The following is a 20,106-nucleotide window of genomic DNA, read 5'->3' as shown; positions in this document are numbered from 1 at the left end:
TATTTAGACTAAATACCTCACGTACTATTCTTACTAGGGTAGTTTTTTCCACCTTTGTAATATATAACCAAGATCTAGGATCTATTGTGATTGAAAAAAAACGTTATTTTTTCACGCAGTTTATCTCTAGAATTAACCATTGTTTTTTGGTAAATATTGCGAACATGATATTTTACTGTGTTTGAAGAAATAAACAGTTTGTCACCAATTTCTATATTTGAGTAATCCTCTAAAAGACATTTTAATATATCTAATTCACGCTGAGTAAGTGGTTCTATAAAAAGATCATTTTTAGTTAAAAATTGTAGGTATGATTTACTTTTTTGTATTGCGGTATTGGCACTTACAATTTCTAAGGCAGCGGCAACATCATTAACCTGAAAAGGTTTAGTTAAATATCCTGAAGGTCTCAATCTTGCAGCTTCTTTAAGTGTATTAGTATCTTTGTTTGCTGTTAGAAAAATAAATGACTTAAACCGTTTATTCATTTCTTTAGCAACATCAAGTCCTGTTAATTTTTCAGCTAAAAAAACATCAATAATGGCAATATCGAAATTCCAATCTGTGTTCTCCAAAAATTCTTCTCCGCTATAAAAGTCTCCTACAACAATGTGTTCTAGAGATTTTACAACTTTTATTAAGTGTTCTACAGCAAACAACTCATCTTCTATAATAACAATTTTAGACATTGAATTTAAATTTATACGAACCAGTTAATTTATCAACACAAAGATTATTACCTCCAACACGCCTTATTAGTTTTTTTATTAATGTAATACCCATTCCAATAGATTCTGTTTCTACTAATTGAGAAAAATCACAATATACAAAGACACATGAATCCCCTTCGATAGAAATTTCAACGTTTACATTCTTAATATCAGATATATTGTGTTCTATTGTATTTGAAAGCAATTCGTTTAATATCAAACCAAAATAAACGATTCGTTCATTTTTTATTTCTAAAGGCAGAATATCTCTTTTAATAACCAATTGATATGTTGTAATATTTTTATAGAGGGCTATGACTTCTTCAAAAAACAAATCTATTCTAACTTTTTCAAAATGCACATTTTCGTTAAGGTGCTTGTGCAAAGATGCTATTGTTTCAACCTTACTTGAAACACGTTTTAAAGCTTTTGGACCATTATTTATAAAGTCATTATTACTATAATCAAGAAGTGATATAATCATTTGAAGATTATTTTTTATTCTATGATTACTTTCTATCATTAATAATTCATATTTCTCATTAGCAAATTCAAGGTCTGTATTTATACGGTGTACTTTTTGTTTTAATTTACGCTCTCGAATGATAAAAACACCTGCACTAAAAAGTATTAATAGTAAAATTCCTGAAAAATAAATTATGTTCTTTTTTTCTTTTTTTTCTTGATCCAATTTTTTTGATTTCTGACTTGAAATTAAATTAGATTCTAAAGCTTCTCTTTTAAATTTATCTGTCTCGAAACGAACCTTAAACGCGGCCATTTGTTCAGAATTTATACGTTTGTAATATTCAATATAATTATTCCCAGCGCGATCTAACCATTTATAATAAGTAATAGAATCGCCACGATGCAAGTATCCAGCTCCAATTTTTTTAAATAATTCTGCTTCTACAGAATACCATTTCTTACCTTTTGTTAATGTTAATAAGTGTTTGCCTATTGAATCGAAAGATTGCATATTATTAAACATTATATTATTTTCCATAATATGCATCATTGGTCGTAAATAATTAGCCGTATCACCTATTTTTTTAAACAACTCTGCAGATCTTAGTAAATGAGGTCTTGATTGTAATCTTTTTTCTTTTCGCATTAAGAATAAACCCATTTGATTTCTCAAACTTGCCTCATGATTTTCAAATTTATTCTTAATTGAAATTGAAATTGCTTTTTCGAGAAAAGCCTGAACAGAATCAGTAACATTTACATTATTTGAGAATGTTTCTTTGTAATAACTACCCTCGGAATAAAGGGCAGACATACGATCTAACCTACGAACTTGCAGTAATGGAAATTGTTTTATATCTTTTTGTGTATATAGAATCTCAAGACCTTTTTTATAGTTTTTTGTTCTTCGCATTAATTCAGCAAGTGATATCTCAGAACTTAATCTTTTATAAAGATTATTCTCTTTTTTAGATATAAGTATTGCTTTTTCAATTGCTTCTATACTTTCAGAAAATTGATAGTTCCTATTTAACTTATCGGCTATATCAATATAATATTCATAGGATTCATTTATTTCATCATTTTGACCAATTGCTAAAGTAGCACTTAGAAGGAAGAAAATATATAATCGATAAAGGTTCATGAAATTTATAATTTAATACTCAATAATAATGAGAGCTTATATTTAGATAGCAATTGTCATCAAATAACAAATAAATAACTTATTTATGAGTAAATCTAAAGTAAAAGGGTAGTTTTTACCACCCTTAATACCAGAGCATAATGCCAATGCAGGTATTGCTACATCAACGTCTTCTGCTAATTGATTAGTTTAGTAATAATAGATACTGCAGTTCTATGGAGAAGAATTATGTTATGAAAAAAGTTAGACTTTATTTAATTGTTTATTGTTGTTTTTAATAGTAGTTTCTATTGACTTTTTCTATAATTTCATTTATGCTATATGTGATAATGAATGACCAAAGCCTCGCGTATTATTGTAGATTTAGAACAGTCAGAATCTATAAATGGCAATCATATAAGTGTAACTATACAATATAGAAGTCTAGATTGCGAAGGTTGGCTAGGTCAAATCATAAACTTATTAAAATACATGATTTGTAAATGCTATTAAAATAAATATATTTGTTCTAAACTAAATAACCTCAAATAAACATTAATCAATGAAAAATCTACTTACCTTAATTTTTGTAGTTGTGGCTACAATAACTTCTTATGGGCAATCGCCATCAAAATTTAATTACCAAGCAGTTGTTCGTGATGCTAGTAATGGAGTAATAGCTAATCAAAGTATAGGTGTAAAAGCTAGCATACTTTTTGGAAGTGAAACAGGATCATCATTATATACAGAAACACACACTGTAACAACTGGAGATACTGGTGTATTAAATTTGATTATTGGTAATGGAATTATAGAATCTGGAGATCTTACTACCGTAATATGGAATGGTTTCGATTTTTTTTTAAAAATAGAAATAGACCCTACAGGAGGAACAAACTACACACTAACTAATACTAGTCAATTATTAAGTGTACCATTTGCTTTACATGCAACAAGAGCGGATAATGGCGTATCTAATGGAAATACGCTTGGTGATATGTTGTATTGGGATGGAAATAGTTGGGAGCCAATAGCAGCTGGACAGCAAGGAGAGGTATTAAATATGTGTGGAGGAATTCCTCGATTTGGTGCTTGTGTCCCTATGTTGAATACTAATATTGTATCTGTTGGCGATACTACCGCAATAATTAATGGTATTATTACTAATGATGGTGGTTTTGCTGTATCAGCCAAAGGTGTTGTCTATGGTACAAATCCAAACCCAACTACAGCCGATACTGTAATTAATAATACAGGTACAGGAAATAACTATACAGTTGCTCTTAATACTCTAACAGAAAACACAACATACTATGTAAGAGCTTATGCAACTAATAGTGAAGGTACAGGATATGGTAATGAAGTCACAATTATAACAACCTGTTCAGGAGCAGTCGATGTACCAGATACTTTATTTGTTGGAGATTATCTTATTTCTAATGTAACAAATGCATTTAATGGTTCTGTTTTTGGAGATGGTGTAACAGTTACGCTTCAATTAGGATCTAGTACTGGTGAACGTAAGTTTTCTGCTGTTTACTTACCAGATTTAGCTATTGGTCAGCTACCAATGGAATTCAATTTCACCTTAAAATGTGATGAAGTGAATGTAGTAGATAACCAAATTACCGGCTTAGGTTGTGGACCTTCACTATTATTAGGACCAGATCCATCTAAAGGCACTTATAATGTTGGCAATGATAGTGTCTTTAATATTATTGTTCTAGATGATACAACAGCTTCTTGTGGAGTTCCTACAGCAGCAGAGTTTACATTAACTAAAATATAATAGAAAATTAATAATTAAGTTCTTATTCAGAATAACTTAAAAGTCTTTTTTAAACTCCAATATGCGTTTTTATCCTGTGTTATTGGAGTTTTTTATTTTATCTTCCTAGGTAAATTAAAAGGTTTGTAAACTTTTTTTTACTATTTTAGACTTCCTAAATTATTAACCAATAACATAATATTATGCCTACACCTAGAGGAATTATCAATTCAACAGAAGCACAAGAATTAAACGATAACTGGACAAACTTAAGACAAAGCGCTAACAATTCTGCTGCTGGTCAACCAGATAACAGATCATCTTGGTATTCACTTCAAGACATGCAAGATTTTTTAACTTTAATGCAAAAAGAGAATCCAAAAGCAAATGGTGTTCGTTTTTATTTAGGGGTTGAAACTACAAAAGAAGATCCAAAAGGATTAACAACAATTTTTATGGTTCCTACTCAAGATGATGGAAAAGGAAATAACCAAGATATAATTGGAGCTAATGGAATGGATAGAGGAGGAAATGGTGAGCCACCACAATCGGGTTATCCTCAATAGAAGATTTAATGTTTGAGTTTTTATTTAAAAATAGCCTTTATATAACTCATTGTATAGAATTTATAGCAGCTGTAATTGGTGTTTTTTATATTAGGAAACATCAAGGAACAGCTGCTGTTTTTTTTATTATTATTCTAGTTTATTTATTTTTTGTAGATATTATTGGGACGTATTATAATAATTTTCTTTTTTTCACAACTAATAAGGAATCAGTTTTTTATTTAAACTATTGGTGGTTTACAATATTTTTTGATATTATAGCCGTTATTTTATTTGTTATTCTTTATCAAAAAATCTTAAAAAATGAAAGACATAAATTGATTTTAAAATATGGAGCTTCAATTTATTTTGTAATTGCTACTGTTTTAATTTTATATAATACAGAGACTTTATTTAAAAGCTCTTTTCCTACTTTATATATATTAGGGGCTATTTTAATTATTTGCTGCTCAGGCTTTTATTTTATTCAAATTTTAAAAGATGAAAACCTATTAACATTTTCAAGATCTCTTTATTTTTATATTAGTACAGCTATTTTTCTTTGGTGGCTAATTATAACACCTTTGGTGTTTTATGATATGTATTATATTTTAGAAGATAAAAGTTTTATTCTTTTAAAGAGAGGGATTTATATATTCTCAAATATGTTTATGTATTTAACTTTTGCCATAGGTTTAATAGTTTCAAAACCAGAAGTTAAAGCATAGTCGTTTTTTTTTACTACATTTAATATAAGCTATTAACTAAAACTTATCTTATATGATTTAAACCATAGTATCAATTTTTCCCTATGATACTAATTATTTATAGCAAAACCTTTTACAATAACTTATTACTAACATTTAAACCGAAACAAAATGAAAAACTTAGGTAGCCTAATATTAGGCCTAATCATTGGAGCACTAGTAATGTATTTTTATTGCTGTAAACTTGGAACACCAGATGTGGTAGATCCAGATATCACTAAACCAAGTGGAATTATTACTCCTAAAGAAGCTATAGCTTTAGATGCTTTATTTAATTCAAGACATAAATTAATTAGTGATTCAATAGTAAAGCGACCAGATAATAGATCGTCTTGGTGGTCATTAGATGATATAGAAAATTATTTGGCATATGCTAAACATCAAACAGATAGTTTAGGTTTTCCAATGGATGGTGTACGTGTGTATTTAGGAGCTTACCCAGATACAAAAGTAGATTCAACAACTGTGGTTGGTTATACAACCATGTTTATGGTACCAACATCAAGTAAACTTAATATAAAAGGCGGTAGTGGTGCTGCTTATAGAGCAGGAGGTGATGTTAGTGGCGCAGATGGTTTAAATGATGGGTACGGCGGCAATCCTCCGAGTGCTAATTATCCTCAATAAATTAAGTTTGAGTGGAAGAATTTTTAAGACTTAACTACTCGAAAATTACACTAGGAGTTGAAGTATTAGCAGCTGTAACTGGATTATTATTATTTAAAAAATATAGATATACAGCTGCTAAATATTTCATCTATTTTTTAGTGTATATTGTATTTTGCGCTTACATAGCGAGATATGTTAAATATATTAATAATGAGGGGTTTTTAAACTTTTTGGAAGGGACAGTATTTCAAACTAACCATTGGTGGTCTACATTAACATGGAAAATAGGAGCTGTTGTATTCTTTTCCTTTTTATACCAGAAAATTTTAAAAAGAGAAAGAGATAAGTATATTGTTAAATATAGTAGAATCGGATTTTTGTTATTTTCTTTATTGTATATAATTTTAAATTTTAAGGCATTCTTTACTCAATTTTTTCCTATTATTAGTGTACTAGGTGCTATAGTAATTTTAACATGTGCAGTTTTATATTTTATGCAGATGTTAAAAAGTGAAAGAATACTAGATTTTTATAAGTCATTAAATTTTTATATTAGTTCTGCTATATTATTATGGTGGTTGATTATAACTCCATTAATCTTTTTTGATATTTACTTTTCAAAGTCTGATTTGGATTTTGTGTTTTTAAAATGGCAAATATATTTATTTGCCAATATTTTCATGTATACCACTTTTACCATTGGTTTAATAGTTTCAAAACCAGAAGAATCTAAATAATCACTACATTACGCCTTGTAATGTGCAATTTTTTATATGATTTTTCCGGAACTCTAACAAAGTTATTAGAGTTGATGGCTGCTATAACTGCTGCTTTGTTGTTTCCTAAGTATAAAAATACTCCAGTTAAGTACTTTATATATTTTCTTTGGTATGTATTTATTATTGAATGTATTGGAGGCTATACTGTATATGTACATAGATTAGATTCTTTATCACATATAAAGGAGTATTTAAGTACCACTTGGATGCGTAGTAATAATTGGTGGTATACTATTACATGGACAATTGGAAGTGCATTGTTTTATGCTTTTTATTTTACAAAATTAATAATCAATAAAAGTTTTAAAATAATACTTAAATACCTCTCTTTTATTTTTATAATCTTTTCTATAATAAGTATTGCTGCTCAATGGGATGCTTTTTTTACAACGAATCTAATCGGGATAAGTTTATGCAGTACAATACTAATTATAATAAGTATTTTATTCTATTTAATAGAAATTTTAAAAAGTGAAAAAATTTTAAATTTTTATAGATCTGTTAATGTTTATATAAGCCTATCTATTTTACTATGGACAGTAATAATAGCTCCTTTAGTATTTTTTTCAATGTACTTTAATAAAGAAGATTGGAGTTATGTATGCACACGTACTATCATATTGTTTTTTGCAAATGTATTTTTATATAGTTGTTTTACAGTTGGATTTATTGTTTCTAAACCAGAAAATGAAGAATAATTAAAATCTAAGATGTGCTAGAATTTATAACCAAATATTTTAATTTTATTTCTTATGGTTTTGAGCTATTTGCTATGATTACAGCCCTTTTCTCAATAAGAAAATATAGAGGTACTTCTACAATTATTTTTGTTTATTATATAATATATGTTGTTTTTGTAGAAGCTATAGGCGCAACGTTTTTCTACTACAGATCCTTTTTGGTTACACGTTTTTTAATTAATATAGGTTTTAATAGTACTGCATGGTATAACCTATTTTGGATGTTTGGAAGTATATTATTTATGATGTATTATATCTATAATTTATTAAATAATAAAAAAACTAAAATCATTCTAAAAGCGATTTCCGTTCTTTTTGTTTTAATAATACTTGGTCATTTTTTTATTTACCCACAAGTATTCTTTAAAGAACATCATGCAATTTATCAATTGTCAGGAGCGCTTGTAATGCTAATTTGTGTAGCACTTTATCTTTTAGAGTTTATTAAATCTGACGTTATTTCAAAAGCATTTAATACTTTTAGTTTTTACGCTTTAAGTGCCTTACTTATATGGTGGTTATTAGTAACTCCAATTTTGTTGTTTGATGTTTATAATACAGACTCAGATTGGGATTTTGTGTATTTAAAACGACGTGTTTTTGTATTTGCAAATATCTTTATGTATACTTGTTTTGCTATTGGCCTAATTGTTTCTAAACCAAAATATAAAAATGAATAACTTATTAATATTACTTCAAGACCCAAAAGTGTCTACAGCTGCAGAACGCTATTTATTAGTGTATATGATTGGTGTTTTGATAATAGTTACCACCTTAGTTATTTTGTTTTTTATAGTTTTTCAAAAAAGAAAAAACAAGCTGTTAATAGACAAGATTAAGCAACAGCAGGCCTTTGAAGAAGAATTATCTAATGCGCAAACCGAAATACAGGAACAAACATTAAAAAATATTGGATGGGAGTTACATGATAATGTAGGGCAACTTTTAGCAGCAGCCAGTATGCAATTAAATATTTTAAAGACACAAATAAGTGATGATGTAAAAGAAAATTTTTCTGAGGCATCTAATACAGTAAAACAAAGCCTTAAAGAAGTTAGATTATTATCTCGTTCTTTAAATAATGAAGTTATACTTAATATTGGTTTTGAACAATCTATTACAAATGAATTGAATAGATTAAAGAAAATGAAATTCGCCTCTGCTGAATTAAATGTTAAGGGCGAAGTCATTCCTTTTCAAAATAAAAAACATGAAGTAATAGTTTTTAGAATACTTCAAGAGTTTTTTTCTAACACAGTAAAATATTCTGAAGCAAAAAATCTAGCAGTAAAGCTTAACTATGACAATGATAAATTAATAATCACTGCTAGTGATGATGGTAAAGGTTTTGATATTGAAACTATAAAGAAAGGTTCTGGCTTGTTAAATATGAAGAGTAGAGCAGAACTTATTAATATGTCTTACAATCTAAGCTCTAAAATAGGAGAAGGTACTAACTTAGAATTAGAATATCCATATAAGCATGAAAATGATTAAATGTCAAAAAGAGTTGTAATATATTATTAAATAGTATGCTTATTTTATCTAAATAATGCATTTTATGTAATTATTTCGCAATTTCATCTAAGGACTTTCATAAATTTGTAAAAAAAACAATTTTATGAAAGCTAAATATAAACTTAACCTTGCGCTTCTTTGCGCAGTGTTTTTTTCTTTTCATTTCATTTCATTTGGACAAAAATATAAAGAGATGATGGCAGATAATGCTATTAATTTTTATGATGTTGTTCAAGAAGCTGAAGCTTATTTTAAAACGATAAATGCTAAAGCAAAAGGCTCTGGTTATAAAAATTTTATGCGTTGGGCTAATAATAATGAACATAAATATTACCCAACTGGAAATAGAATGAATGTAAATCCTGCATTTGCTACAGAGGCATTTAATAAATACTTAAAGTCGAATAATACTATTACTAATAAATCTAATAGAGTAGGCGGTTGGAGAGAGTTAGGGCCTTTTGTAGTAGAAAATATAACAGGTCATTATGCAGCAGGAATGGGACGCATAGAAGATCTTTATGTCGACCCTAACAATGATCAGAAAATATATATTGGATCAAGAAGTGGTGGTTTTTGGAGTACTCTAGACGAAGGAAATACTTGGAGTAAAAGTGGAACAGAAATATTACCAGCTTCCGGGGTAAATTCGATAGCAGTAAACCCTGCAAATACTAATCATGTATATATAGCCTTAAGAAATGCTAGCAATGGTTATTCTTATGGAATATATGAATCATTAGATGCTGGAGTTACTTTTAGTGAAACTGCATTTAACCCAACTAATTTAGGATTTGGAGGATTAGGATCAGATTTTAGAATCTACAGTATTGTTCATCATCCAACTATTGCTGGTGTGTTATTTATTGGTACATCAGAAGGGTTGTATAAAGTTACAGGTAATTTTACAAATTGGACTAGTATTATTCCTCAAGGTAATTTTACTCAAATTAAATTTCATCCAACAAATAGCACTATAGTTTATGCTGTTAACCATATTAATGATGGAGGTTCGCAGGAAAGAGATTTTGTTTATATATCAAACAATACAGGAGATACTTTCTCTACTACTTTAATACCAGGAAATAACAATTCACGCGGACTTATTGATGTAACAGAAAACGAGCCCGATGCTGTGTTTTTTGCATCATCTTCTGGGATTTGGAAATCTGTAAATCAAGCAAGTTCCTTTGCCTCAGTTGGAGCATCAACTTTTGGCACTGATGGTTTTGCTGTAAATGATACCAATAGCCAAAATTTAATTATAGGAGCACTAAATATAGCTAATTCTACAAATGGAGGTGCAAATTTTGTAAAAAGAACAGATTGGAGTCTTTATGATTTTAGTAATGGTTCTGGAACTTTAGAAGATAATTATTTTAATAGTAATTCTTATGTGCATGCAGATTTAAGAGTTGCGAAATCTATTAATGGAGTATTTTATGTTGGAACAGATGGGTTTTTAGCTAAAAGCAGTAATGGAGGTGTTAATTGGGAGAACTTGATGCAATCTGCATCGCCAGCAGTTAGAGAAAATTATAAACTAGGAATTAGCCAATCTAATAACAAAGTGGTAATATGCGGTTCTCAGGATAATGGAACTACAATTAAAAATGAAACAGAATGGGTTGAAGCTTATGGAGCAGATGGTATGGAAGGTCTTATTTTACCTTTAAATCCAAACTATATGATTGGTAGTTATCAATTTGGAGGAAGAATAAGAACACTAGATGCTGGCGTTTCTAACTCTATTGTAGATTCTAACGCTACCGATGGATGGTGGGAAGCTCCATTATTATATGATCCTAATGACCATTTTAAAATATACGATTTTCGAAACGGTGTATATGTTAGCACAGATTTTGGATTGAATTATAATTATGTAGGTACACCAAATTTTTTAGCAGCTAATCCAGGTAATTATTGGAGTCAAATTAGAAATGCAGAAATCGCTCAAAACAACACAAATATAATTGTGGTTACAAAAGGAGGCGATATTGAAAAATCAATAAATGGAGGTGTCTCTTTTTTTGATATTCAAGGCGCTCTTCCAAATCATGATATAGAAGATATAGCATTTAATCCTAATAATGATGATGACTTTATTATTGTAAATGCTGCATATCAAAATAATAGTCAAAAAGTATATAGAACAACAGATGGAGGGACAACTTGGTCCAATATTACATATAACTTGGGAGATATTCCTGTTCATTCTGTAGTTGTAGATAATACATCTAATCCCAATATATATATTGGTACTGAAGTTGGTGTATACTATAAGCCATTAAATGGAACGAATTGGTTACTATATAATACAGATTTACCATATGTAGCAGTGCAGGAGTTGGAAATAAACTATGGAGCTAATACTATAAAAGCAGTAACATGGGGTCGTGGTTTATGGGAGTATGATTTAGTTGGAAGAGAAAATTATCCATCGATTGAGACAACTATAATTTCTAATGCTCCAACACTTAATACACCAAAAATAGGGGTGCCACAATTTGTTACTTCTACTATTAATTATGGAGGTGTTTTAAGTACAGTAGAAGTCAAATATTCTGTAGATAACTTATTATTTGATAATACTATAAGTATGTCAAATTCTAGTGGAAATATTTGGGTTTCAGATCAAGCATTGCCAGATGTAGCAGTAGGAGCAAAAGTATATTTTAAAGTTATTGCTACTGGCTCTAGTGCAGATATATCTGAAACATATAAGTTTATGTATGAACAAAGAGATTTTGTCTATTGTAATTCTCAAGGAATATCTGGAACAGGAGCAGATTATATAGATCAAGTTACTTTAGATAGTTTTGTAAATAATTCTGGGCAGTCAACTTATACACTTTACGATAATTTGTCACCAATTGTTCTTAATACTGGAACAACATATCAATTAACATCTAGATTATCTAACGCTTTTCTTGAGGATGTGGCTGCTGCTTGGATAGATTTTAATAATAATGCAGAATTTGAACCTTCAGAAGCAATAACAATGTCAAATTATGTTGCTAATGTTTCAACCGGTAGTTTTACAGTACCTAATGATGCTGTATTAAATGAAACTATTAGATTACGAGTAAGCAATATTTATAATAATAATACAGATCCATGCGGAACGTTTTTTGGTGAAGTAGAAGATTATTTAGTGACTATAGATAGTAATCTTTCTGTAGAAGACTTTAATGGTCAAGATAGTGCTATTAGTATTTATCCAAATCCGTCTAATGGAGATGTCTTTGTAAATTCTGAAAATAATAATATTACTAAAATTGAATTGTTTGATATAAGAGGTAGAAAAGTGATTCAACAAAATAATTTGGATACAAAACAAACCACTTTTAATATTGAACATTTACAAGAATCGGTTTATATTCTTAATGTCTATTCTGCCAAAAAGAAAACCACTAAAAAGATTATTAAAGTATATTAAACAAAAAAGGCTCTCATTTTGAGAGCCTTTTTTATAACCATTTCAGAATTTTTTTTACTTGGTTTAGTTTACCTGTATAGGGAGCATAACGTACAGGAAGATCTAGCCAATTCCCTTTTTTTACAACTGCTTTTTGGTGAGAGAACGTTATATAAGATTGCTTACCATGATAAGCACCAATACCACTATTGCCAACACCTCCAAATGGTAACCTATGATTTGCAAAATGTACTACGGTATCATTTATACAACCACCTCCAAAAGAAAATTTTTCTACTGTTTGTCTTGCTTTTTCAGAATTAGTACTAAACACATAAAGTGATAATGGTTTTTCATAATTAGAAATAACCGTTTCAATTTCGTGTTCGTTTTTGTAAGATAAAACAGGAAGAATAGGACCAAATATTTCATCTTTCATAACTTCGCTATCTATACTAGGTTCATCTATTACAGTTGGAGAAATATAATAAGTTTCAGAATTTGTGTTACCTCCAATAATACATTTTTCGTTCGTTAGCATTTTTGCCAAGCGGTTATAGTTCTTTTCATTTACTATACGAGCAAAATCATTAGAGGTTTCTGGAGTATTAGTATAGGCCTTTTCAATTTCTATTTTTAAAGCTTTATAAAAAGCATCTTTTTTAGATTGATGAATTAATATATAATCTGGAGCAATACATGTTTGGCCAGCATTTAAAAACTTACCCCAAACAATACGTTTAGCTGTTAATTTTATATTTGCAGTTTCATCAATAATGCATGGATTTTTACCACCTAATTCTAATGTAACAGGAGTTAAATGTTCTGCGGCCGCTTTTGCGACAATTTTACCTACAAAAACACTTCCTGTAAAAAAAATGTAATCCCAACGTTGGGCTAATAATTTGGTGGAAATATCTACACCACCTTCAACAACATTAACATGTTCTGGTTTAAAAACATTACTTATAATATCTTTTAATAAAGAGGAAGTATGTGGCGTTAATTCACTAGGTTTTAAAATAACTGTATTTCCTGCAGCAATAGCAGCTACTAATGGAGCAATAGCTAATTGATACGGGTAATTCCAAGGCGCAATAATTAATGTTTGCCCATAAGGCTCAGAATAAAGTTTATCTGTAGAAGGGAAATTTAATAAAGCAGGTGTAATACGTTTAGGTTTAGCCCACTTATTAATGTTTTTAATCATTAAATCTAAATCTGAAAGAACAACTGCAGTTTCTGTTAAAACAGATTCGAAAACTGGTTTTTTAAAATCTTTTGATAAAGCTTGTATAATATCACTTTCTCGTTTTATTAATTCAGTTTTTAGCTTTTTTAAAACTTGTTTTCTATATGAAACAGATTTTGTCTCACCAGTTTTAAAATACTCCTTTTGCAATTGTAATAGATTAGAAATCATACTTTTTATTGTATATAGATATCAGTTTTGTAATTCTTAATTTATTTCTTTCTTGTAGAAAGAAGGGATATAAATTTAATGATATATTTAAGATTAGAAGAAAAACAAATAAATTGTTGAAGCCAAAAAACAACAATATTATTATTTGAACTATTATTACAATTATAAATCCAATGAGGTGGCATATTTCTGAAATAGTAATTTCATCTAATAAATATTTAGCCTTTTCAATATTTAAATGATTAGTAATTTTAATTTTTTGATTTAGATGTTTAAAAAATGTGTTTTTTACAATCCAAGTAAAAGGCTTTAAACCTATAAGGGTATAAAAATTTATATTTTTAGTTAAAATAAAAGATTTTATAAAATTAAAAAAGACTCCTTTTTTATTTAACTTTTCAGCAATCCCAAAGCCTACAATCCCACTAGTTAAAGTAATAGATATACTAAGCATCAAGTGAATTAAATTAATATGATTCATAATTAATTTACACAAGCATCCCAAATAGGATCTTTAGGTAAAGGAGCAGTTATATTAAGTGTTATTTTAGAAACAGGATGAATAAACTTAATGTTTCTAGCATGTAAACTAATACTTGCATCTTTATTACTTCGATTAAAACCATATTTTAAATCTCCTTTTATTGGAGAACCAATATTAGACAGTTGAGAACGTATTTGGTGATGCCTTCCAGTTTCAAGGTTTACTTCTAGTAAATAATAATTATCTAAAGATTTTAGAATTTTGTAATGTAAAATAGCTTTTTTACTATCTGGTACTTCTTTAATATAAGCTGTAGATTTATTGTTTTTTGGGTTTTTCTTTAACCAATGTATTAAAGTGTCACTCTCTTTTTGAGGCTTATTTTTAACTAAAGCCCAATAAGTTTTAGAGATGTCTTTGGATACAAATAGTTTATTTAATCGAGGTAATGCCTTACTTGTTTTAGAAAAAATAACTAAACCTGTTGTCGGCCTATCTAATCTATGAACTGTACCTAAATATACATTTCCAGGTTTATTATATTTTTCTGCTATATATTCTTTTACAACATCACTTAATGGTTTGTCACCAGTTTTATCACCTTGTACTATATCTCCAGCTCGTTTATTAACTACAATTATGTGATTATCTTCGTAGATAACTTGAAGATTATTCTTATTTGAAAGCGTTTTAGACATTTAATTACTATTCTAGTAGTAAACCATAGATGGTTTTTTGTAAAATTGGATAATGTTTTTAATTATATTTATTTGAATTTTGAATAGATATCTAAACTAATAAATTTTTCGTTTTTTATTTCACAGTCAAGCATAGTTCCTTCAAGGTTAAAATCAAGTTTGGCTAATGCTTTTTTACAATTTATATTTTCTGTCTCGACAAATCCTTCAATTCTATGTAACCCTATAGTATTAAAAGCATAATTAAATATTAAAAGCATAGCCTCAGACATGAACCCTTTACCCCAATTCTCTGGAAGCAACCAAAAACCAATTTCTGCTTTTTTATTTTCTGTATTTAAGTTATTTAATCCTCCGGCCCCAAGAAATGCTCCATCAGTTTTTGAGCAAACAGCCCACCAAATGCCTGTACCATTTTTTTCAAGATCAGAAAACCATGTCATCTGTTCTTTTGTAGCTTCTATAGTTTTAAAACTAATACCGTAATATTTTATAATATCTGGATGCGAAAGTCCTTGAAAAACATTTTCTAAATCAGAACTGTTGAATTGTCTTAGTATTAATCTTTCAGATTCTAATATAGGAAAGTTATTTACCATTTATGATACAACTATTTTAATACTGCTCACTTTCATTAGGGAAATCACCACTTTTTACATCCTCACCGTATTGAGTAAAAGCATTAGTCATCTCCTCATATAAGTTCATATAACGACGTAAAAACCTAGGATTAAATTCATGTGTCATTCCTACCATGTCATGAGTAACCAAAACTTGGCCATCTACACCAGAACCCGCTCCAATACCAATAACAGGAATAGAAACACTTTTAGCAACTTCTTGAGCTAATTTTGCAGGTATTTTTTCTAATACAATAGCAAAGCAACCTGCTTTTTCTAACATTAATGCATCTTCTTTTAATCTAGTAGCTTCTTCTTCTTCTTTAGCACGAACAGTATAGGTGCCAAACTTATAAATAGATTGCGGTGTTAAACCTAAATGGCCCATAACAGGAATACCAGCATGAAGTATACGTTTAATAGAATCTTTAACTTCCTTGCCACCTTCCATTTTTACAGCATGACCACCAGATTCTTTCATAATACGAATTGCAGATCGTAACGCTTCTTTTGGGTCACTTTGGTAGCTTCCAAATGGTAAATCTACAACAACCAAAGCACGATGAATAGCTCTAATAACTGAAGAAGCATGATAAATCATTTGATCTAAAGTAATTGGTAGAGTGGTTTCATGACCAGCCATTACATTACTAGCTGAATCACCAACAAGAATAACATCTATTCCAGCGCCGTCTACAATTTTTGCCATGGTATAATCATAAGCAGTGAGCATAGAAATCTTCTCACCATTTTTCTTCATATCTACCAATGACTTTACAGTTACTCTTTTATATTCTTTTTTTGCTACAGACATTTATTATAAATTAAGATAAGACTGTAAAAATACTAAATTTACAAATGATAATTTGATTTTTATTTCCTGCTGAAAAACAATACATTGCAGTCAAATCCTTTAATTATGAAATATTTATTTTTTGCATTTGTATTCCTTTTTATTACAAATACTAATGCCCAAACTGAAGCCGAAACACAAGTTAAACAAACTATAGAACGTTTTTTTGAAGGATTTCATAAACAAGATACTACAATTATGAAATCATTGATTTATAAAGAAATGAAATTACAATCTATTGGAAAAAATAAAGAAGGGATTGTACAGTTAATTACAACCAAAACATCAGATTTTATAAAATCTATAGCTTCTATTCCTAAAGATCAAAAGTTTGAAGAGAAACTATTAAGTTTTAATATTCAAATAGATGGCAATATGGCTAACGTATGGACTAAATATGAATTTTGGTTTAACGAACAATTTAGCCATTGTGGTGTAAATTCTTTTCAATTAATTAAAGAAGACGATAATTGGAAAATTTTCTACTTAGTAGATACTCGTAGAAGAAAAGGCTGCCAAGAATAATAATCTAACAATCGGCCATATTTACTCTAATAGCTAATCCGCCTTCACTAGTTTCTTTATACTTTGTATTCATATCTTTTGCAGTTTCCCACATAGTATCTACAACTTTATCTAAAGGTACTTTTGCATTTTCTGGATTAGTTTCTAAAGCCAGTTCAGCTGCATTAATTGCTTTTATGGCGCCCATTGAGTTGCGTTCTATACATGGTATTTGTACTAAACCTCCAATAGGATCACATGTTAACCCTAGGTGATGCTCCATTGCTATTTCTGCAGCAATCATAACTTGTTCTGGAGTGCCTCCAAGTAATTCACATAAAGCACCTGCTGCCATCGCAGAAGACACTCCTATTTCAGCTTGACAACCACCCATTGCTGCACTAATAGTAGCTCCTTTTTTAAAAATGCTACCTATTTCTCCAGCAACTAATAAAAATTGTTTAATGTGTTTAAAATCGGCATCATGATTCTCAATAACCAAATAGTACATTAAAACAGATGGTATAACACCTGCGCTACCATTAGTTGGAGCTGTTACTACACGTCCAAGTGAGGCATTTACTTCATTTACACTTAATGCAAAACAACTTACCCACTTTAAAATTTGACGAAATTTAACTTCACTTTGTCTTATACTTTCTAGCCAATCTTGAGGAGTCACATATGGTACTTCTACATTTAAGCCTTTATGCATATCAAAAGCACGACGTCTTACATTAAGTCCTCCAGGTAATGTTCCTTCAGTATGACAACCTGTAAACATACAGTCAAGCATGGTTTGCCATACACGTTGTAACTCATAATCTATAGCATCTTCTTTACGCAGTACTTTTTCGTTTTCTATAACTATTTCAGAAATAGATTTATTATTATTTAAACAGAACTCTAATAAATCTGAAGCCTTTTCAACAGGATAAGGAAATTCCTGTTCTGTAGTTTTATTGCTATCATTATTTGTAGGTTCTTCTTTTATAACAAAACCACCACCAATAGAGTAGAAGGTAGATTGATGAATTTCTGTATTTAAGCTAAAAGCTGTAAAGGTTATTGCATTAGAATGAAAAGGAAGAAATACACGATTAAAAACGATTTCTGAAGGTCTATCAAAATCAATAATACGTTCATTACCTAAAACTAATTTTTCAGTATTATCAATAGAAGCAATAATAATGTCAATCGTTTCAGTAGGAATTGTTTCAGGGTCTCTTCCACTTAAACCTAGCATAACGGCTAAATCTGTGGCATGCCCCTTTCCTGTTAACGATAATGAACCATATAAATCTATTTGTATTCTCGTAACATCATTAAATACAGTATCATCTTTTAATTCTTTTAGCCAGCGTTCAGCAGCACGCCAAGGGCCTAGAGTATGAGAACTTGATGGTCCAACACCAATTTTTAGCATATCGAAAACCGAAATAAACTCCATAGAATTTCAATTAATTTGTTAAACAAATATAGTTTTTATTGCTAATAAATGATTGTAATTTTATGTGTTAAATTGTTTCTTTATAATAACAAACGAACGTTAATTAGTTTGTTGCTAATTATCGATTTTTTTTATGTTTACGACGAAAAAAAACACTAAAAATGTAGGGTTCTATAAGAAAATACGAACAAAAAGGATAAATTGATATCATATTAATTAAAGTGTCATATTTTATGAAAACTGCCCCACTAATTATTATAGTATTATTTCCTATTTTATTATTTGCACAAGTAGGTATTGGTACTACTACTCCAGATTCTAGTGCAGCATTAGAAATTGAGTCCACAACATCAGGGATTTTAATACCAAGACTTACGCAAACTGAACGTAATGCAATTACAACACCAGCGATAGGTTTGTTAATATATCAAACTAATAATACACCTGGTTTTTATTATTATGATGGTACTACATGGCAACCTTTTGGAGGTGGAGTTGATAATGATTGGACAATTAATGGAAATGATATATATAATGCAAATTCTGGTAATGTAGGTATTGGAACCAATGCACCATCAACACAACTTCATATAGAGAGTACTGGGACAGCTACTACTATTTTAAATCAAGATTTTGAAGGTGCTTTAACGCCACTAACAACAAGCGGTGATTCTAATTGGTTTTTGCAAAGTACAAGTGTTAATGGGGGAACTCAAGCCGCTGAGTCTGGTAATATAGCAGATGATCAAGAATCTATAATGGAATATACCGCAGCAGTACCTGCTGGAGGCGCTACACTTAGTTTCTTTTATGAAGTAAGTTCTGAAGCTACTTTTGACTTTCTTGAATTTTCTGTAGATGGAGCAGTTATAGAATCATGGTCTGGTACTATAGGTTGGACTAATTATGTTTATAATTTTGCAAGTGCAGGAACTCATACATTACGTTGGAGGTATTTTAAAGATTTTACAGATGATGGAGGAGATGACCTTGCAAGAATAGATGACATTTCGTTAGTATCTAGTGCACCTGCAGCTTTACGAATAGTAGATGGTAATCAAGCTGTTGGTAAAGTTTTAATTAGTGATGCAAATGGGAATGCAAAATGGACTACATTATCTACCGATGTAATTTCTGATGTGCCAAGCATTGCAACTGTAAACGGAATGGAAATTCCAATATGTAATACTAATAGTGTGGGTAGTACAGGTAGTTTTAATTTAACTATAAAAGGAGTACCTACTACTGTGTCTTGGGAAATATTAGACCTTCAAGATAATATAGGTTCAACAGCAACTATAAGTGGACAAGAAGTGTTATTGGCACCATTTCACCCTGAAAGATTACAAGTGAGGTATGATTTTGCGCCTGCATTGCCCTTTAACCCTGAAGGCATGATTTTTTCTGCAAATAATAATAGTTCTTATCCAGATACTTTTAGTTTAAATTATGCTAATAAATCTGCGGCTTCTATAACTATGAATATTACAAGAACAGATAGTTTAGGTGACACATCTGCTAGTTGTTGGGCAGGACAATTTTTCTTTGATGTATTTATAACTGCAAATTAGTCTTAATTAAAAACCGTATTGAAATATATAAGGACTCATTTAAAATGAGTCTTTTTTT

The 20,106-nt window shown here is 29.6% G+C and carries 20 protein-coding genes; 12 read left to right on the top strand and 8 right to left on the bottom strand.

All coding sequences use genetic code 11. From position 1 onward, the window contains the following. Positions 1 to 74: 74 nt before the first annotated feature. A complete protein-coding gene (locus tag Q0997_RS09725; protein WP_299888089.1) occupies positions 75 to 689 on the bottom strand; it encodes a DNA-binding response regulator in 615 nt (204 codons plus the stop codon). Further along, on the bottom strand, positions 682 to 2,322 hold the full coding sequence (locus Q0997_RS09720; protein ID WP_299888086.1) for a sensor histidine kinase: 1,641 nt from the start codon (positions 2,320 to 2,322) through the stop codon (positions 682 to 684). The genes Q0997_RS09725 and Q0997_RS09720 overlap by 8 nt, the downstream gene beginning before the upstream one ends. Before the next feature lie 333 nt (positions 2,323 to 2,655). On the opposite strand from Q0997_RS09720, the gene Q0997_RS09715 reads away from it, so the two are divergent. From Q0997_RS09715 to Q0997_RS09670, 10 genes are all read left to right on the top strand, one after another. Then, positions 2,656 to 2,814: a hypothetical protein gene (locus Q0997_RS09715; protein ID WP_299888082.1), complete on the top strand. Its 159-nt coding sequence runs from the start codon at positions 2,656 to 2,658 to the stop codon at positions 2,812 to 2,814. 49 nt (positions 2,815 to 2,863) lie between these two features. Then, positions 2,864 to 4,090 (top strand): hypothetical protein, encoded by a 1,227-nt coding sequence (locus Q0997_RS09710; protein ID WP_299888079.1) that lies wholly within the window; start codon positions 2,864 to 2,866, stop codon positions 4,088 to 4,090. 182 nt (positions 4,091 to 4,272) lie between these two features. Continuing rightward, positions 4,273 to 4,635: a hypothetical protein gene (locus tag Q0997_RS09705; RefSeq protein ID WP_299888076.1), complete on the top strand. Its 363-nt coding sequence runs from the start codon at positions 4,273 to 4,275 to the stop codon at positions 4,633 to 4,635. An 8-nt stretch (positions 4,636 to 4,643) separates the two neighbouring features. Further along, positions 4,644 to 5,342: a hypothetical protein gene (locus Q0997_RS09700; RefSeq protein WP_299888074.1), complete on the top strand. Its 699-nt coding sequence runs from the start codon at positions 4,644 to 4,646 to the stop codon at positions 5,340 to 5,342. A gap of 150 nt (positions 5,343 to 5,492) precedes the next feature. Next, entirely contained in the window at positions 5,493 to 6,008 is a 516-nt protein-coding gene (locus Q0997_RS09695; protein WP_299888071.1) for a hypothetical protein, read from the top strand. Between the two features lie 11 nt (positions 6,009 to 6,019). Beyond that, positions 6,020 to 6,727 carry a hypothetical protein gene (locus Q0997_RS09690; RefSeq protein ID WP_299888068.1) on the top strand — a complete coding sequence of 236 codons (708 nt, stop codon included), beginning with the start codon at positions 6,020 to 6,022 and terminating at the stop codon, positions 6,725 to 6,727. Positions 6,728 to 6,747: 20 nt separating this feature from the next. Further along, on the top strand, positions 6,748 to 7,467 hold the full coding sequence (locus tag Q0997_RS09685; protein ID WP_299888067.1) for a hypothetical protein: 720 nt from the start codon (positions 6,748 to 6,750) through the stop codon (positions 7,465 to 7,467). Positions 7,468 to 7,481: 14 nt separating this feature from the next. Next, positions 7,482 to 8,189 carry a hypothetical protein gene (locus Q0997_RS09680; RefSeq protein WP_299888064.1) on the top strand — a complete coding sequence of 236 codons (708 nt, stop codon included), beginning with the start codon at positions 7,482 to 7,484 and terminating at the stop codon, positions 8,187 to 8,189. Continuing rightward, complete coding sequence (locus Q0997_RS09675) at positions 8,182 to 9,006, top strand: histidine kinase (protein WP_299888062.1); 825 nt, start codon at positions 8,182 to 8,184, stop codon at positions 9,004 to 9,006. Before Q0997_RS09680 ends, Q0997_RS09675 begins: the two co-directional genes overlap by 8 nt. Before the next feature lie 124 nt (positions 9,007 to 9,130). After that, positions 9,131 to 12,466, top strand: coding sequence for a GEVED domain-containing protein (locus Q0997_RS09670; RefSeq protein WP_299888059.1), 3,336 nt, complete (start codon positions 9,131 to 9,133; stop codon positions 12,464 to 12,466). A gap of 31 nt (positions 12,467 to 12,497) precedes the next feature. On the opposite strand, the gene Q0997_RS09665 is transcribed toward Q0997_RS09670, so the two are convergent. From Q0997_RS09665 to panB, 5 genes are all read right to left on the bottom strand, one after another. After that, positions 12,498 to 13,868, bottom strand: coding sequence for an aldehyde dehydrogenase (locus Q0997_RS09665; protein ID WP_299888056.1), 1,371 nt, complete (start codon positions 13,866 to 13,868; stop codon positions 12,498 to 12,500). After that, positions 13,858 to 14,349: a hypothetical protein gene (locus tag Q0997_RS09660; protein ID WP_299888053.1), complete on the bottom strand. Its 492-nt coding sequence runs from the start codon at positions 14,347 to 14,349 to the stop codon at positions 13,858 to 13,860. The genes Q0997_RS09665 and Q0997_RS09660 overlap by 11 nt, the downstream gene beginning before the upstream one ends. Positions 14,350 to 14,351: 2 nt before the next feature. Then, positions 14,352 to 15,050: an RluA family pseudouridine synthase gene (locus tag Q0997_RS09655; RefSeq protein WP_299888050.1), complete on the bottom strand. Its 699-nt coding sequence runs from the start codon at positions 15,048 to 15,050 to the stop codon at positions 14,352 to 14,354. Positions 15,051 to 15,118: 68 nt separating this feature from the next. Then, positions 15,119 to 15,649 (bottom strand): GNAT family N-acetyltransferase, encoded by a 531-nt coding sequence (locus tag Q0997_RS09650; RefSeq protein WP_299888047.1) that lies wholly within the window; start codon positions 15,647 to 15,649, stop codon positions 15,119 to 15,121. A 16-nt stretch (positions 15,650 to 15,665) separates the two neighbouring features. Further along, positions 15,666 to 16,484: a 3-methyl-2-oxobutanoate hydroxymethyltransferase gene (gene panB, locus Q0997_RS09645; protein ID WP_299888044.1), complete on the bottom strand. Its 819-nt coding sequence runs from the start codon at positions 16,482 to 16,484 to the stop codon at positions 15,666 to 15,668. 105 nt (positions 16,485 to 16,589) lie between these two features. Between panB and Q0997_RS09640 the strand changes: the two genes are divergently transcribed. After that, positions 16,590 to 17,048, top strand: a complete 459-nt coding sequence (locus Q0997_RS09640) for a nuclear transport factor 2 family protein (protein WP_299888041.1) — start codon at positions 16,590 to 16,592, stop codon at positions 17,046 to 17,048. A 4-nt stretch (positions 17,049 to 17,052) separates the two neighbouring features. Here the strand turns inward: Q0997_RS09640 and Q0997_RS09635 are convergent, their stop codons facing one another. Then, on the bottom strand, positions 17,053 to 18,477 hold the full coding sequence (locus tag Q0997_RS09635; RefSeq protein ID WP_299888038.1) for an L-serine ammonia-lyase: 1,425 nt from the start codon (positions 18,475 to 18,477) through the stop codon (positions 17,053 to 17,055). A gap of 233 nt (positions 18,478 to 18,710) precedes the next feature. Between Q0997_RS09635 and Q0997_RS09630 the strand changes: the two genes are divergently transcribed. Further along, entirely contained in the window at positions 18,711 to 20,048 is a 1,338-nt protein-coding gene (locus tag Q0997_RS09630; protein WP_299888036.1) for a hypothetical protein, read from the top strand. Positions 20,049 to 20,106: the final 58 nt, after the last annotated feature.

It is taken from the genome of uncultured Lacinutrix sp., from assembly GCF_947500325.1.
Classification (GTDB): Bacteria; Bacteroidota; Bacteroidia; order Flavobacteriales; family Flavobacteriaceae; genus Lacinutrix.
The sequence above is the reverse complement of the archived record's forward strand: the minus strand, read 5'-3'. Positions and strand labels throughout refer to the sequence as shown.